Below are 2,222 nucleotides of genomic sequence, written 5' to 3'. Positions count from 1 at the left end.
CAGTATAGAATTCCTTAAGGAACAAATAAAAAATTATAGAGGTACCATTATTTTTGTTTCGCACGATCGTTATTTTTTGGATGCTGTTGCAACGAAAATTTGGTCGATTGAAGATAAAAAGCTAATTGAACACAGAGGGAATTATTCTAGTTATATGGAAGTTCGCAAACAGAAAAGACTTACACAACAACGTGAATATGAAAAACAGCAAAAAATGGTTGAACGGATTGAGGGACAAATGAATGAAATCACTTCTTGGTCGAAAAAAGCCCATTCCCAATCGACGAAAAAAGAAGGAGTTAAGGAATACTATCGCGTAAAAGCAAAACGAATGGATGCACAGGTAAAATCTAAACAAAAGCGTCTTGAAAAAGAGCTTGAAAAAGCAAAAGCTGAACCTGTTGAATCCGAATATACTGTACGCTTTTCAATTAAAGCAAAAAACAAGTCGGGAAAACGGTTTTTGGAAGTCCAGAATTTAACTAAGTCTTTTAACGAGCGCACGCTATTTAAAAACGTCAATTTCACGATACAGCATGGGGAGAAGGTTGCCATAATAGGTCCCAATGGCAGCGGAAAGACGACATTATTAAAAATAATTCTTGGACGGGAAAATTTTGCGGGCAATGTTTGGATTTCGCCATCTGCAAAAATTGGCTATTTGACGCAAGAGGTGTTTGATTTACCACTTGAACTAACACCCTCCCAGCTATTTCATAAAGAAATTTTCGAGTCGAGAGGGAATGTTCAAACTTTAATGAAGCATTTAGGCTTCACGGCATCTCAATGGACAGAACCCATTAAGAACATGAGTATGGGTGAGCGAGTCAAATGTAAGTTAATGGAATATATCCTGGAAGAAAAAGATGTGCTTATTTTGGATGAACCGACAAATCACCTGGACTTATCTTCAAGGGAACAACTTGAAGATACCTTAGCACAGTATACTGGAACGTTAATCGTCGTTTCGCATGATCGATATTTTCTCGAAAAAATCACTAGCAGCAAACTTATCATTTCAAACATTCACATACAAAAGCAATTGTATGAATCATCCTCAAAAAGAGATGATTTGGAAGAACTACGATTAACACTTGAAACAGAAAGACAAGAAGTTTTGGGAAAGCTTAGCTTTATGACTCCAAACGATAAAGCCTACACTGAACTCGATAAGAAGTTTAATGAGCTTACGAAAAAAATAAATGAACTTAGGGACAAATGACTAATCCATTGTAGCCTAATGTAACTGCTGGATTAAAATGCGAGAACCCTTAGATAAAGTCTAAGGGTTTTTTATACAGTATGGTTGCCGAGTTTTTTTAGAAAGTCCACGGTATACGATTCCCCCTTTGAATCTCCATTGTTACATGCTTTTGGTGCCATCCTATATTCAATATCCATTTTCCCTTCTTGCTAAAATGCAGAATCACATATACCCGCTTGTTTTTCTTCAAGAACATGGATGGATCATGGTACTCCCCTTCAAGAGATTCCATAAGAACTCATCATAAAAAACGCCATCAAGCACCAATTGGTTTGAGGTGCTAAAGGGATATTAGTAATTTTATTTATATTCAAATTGAGCAGCATACTAATGTCCCTTTGTTAATAAGATTTAATGATGGTTTTGTTTTAAAAGGGGGGGCTTTAGTTATGAATGAGGACATGCAGGAAGCTATGAGGAATAAATCGGGAATGTTTGTTGCCCGCTCTTTGGATGAGATTCGTTTTTGGTCAAGAATTATGAAGGAACACTCGTTATTTTTAAGACTAGGTTTTAGATGTGAAGATTCGCAGTTAATTGAGGAGGCTAATCAGTTTTATCATTTATTTGAACGGATAGAACAACAATCCCATACATTAACAAATCAAGCTGACCCTGAACAGATCAGGATATTTAACTCGGAAGTGCAACAAGCTGCTACAGGAATATTTTTATTCAAAAGGAAGGTATTGGGGCTGATACTCACCTGTAAATTGCCTGGTGCAAACAATTTCCCACTTTTAGTCGACCATACAAGCAGGGAAGCCAATTATTTCAGAAAACGATTAAAAGAATTAAATGAGGGTAAATTGAAACCACTTGCAGATGCCATCATCAAAGAAAATGTTTTCTTTTTAAGGATCATGGCGGATCATGCAAAATTCATCGGACATCTCCTTGATCCGTCGGAAAGAAAGCTGGTGGATATGGCGCGTAATTTTAGCAATGATTTTGATCA

The 2,222-nt window shown here is 36.6% G+C and carries 2 protein-coding genes; both read left to right on the top strand.

Annotated elements, in window-relative coordinates:
* On the top strand, window positions 1-1,222 hold a 1,222-nt coding region (locus ACFVSH_RS25700), incomplete at its 5' end, for an ABC-F family ATP-binding cassette domain-containing protein (RefSeq protein ID WP_387708592.1).
* A 431-nt stretch (window positions 1,223-1,653) separates the two neighbouring features.
* The coding region (locus tag ACFVSH_RS25695) for a DUF2935 domain-containing protein (RefSeq protein ID WP_387708590.1) at window positions 1,654-2,222 on the top strand (569 nt) is incomplete at its 3' end.

This window comes from Peribacillus sp. NPDC058002, from assembly GCF_042886655.1.
GTDB lineage: Bacteria > Bacillota > Bacilli > Bacillales > DSM-1321 > Peribacillus > Peribacillus aracenensis.
The sequence above is the reverse complement of the archived record's forward strand: the minus strand, read 5'-3'. Positions and strand labels throughout refer to the sequence as shown.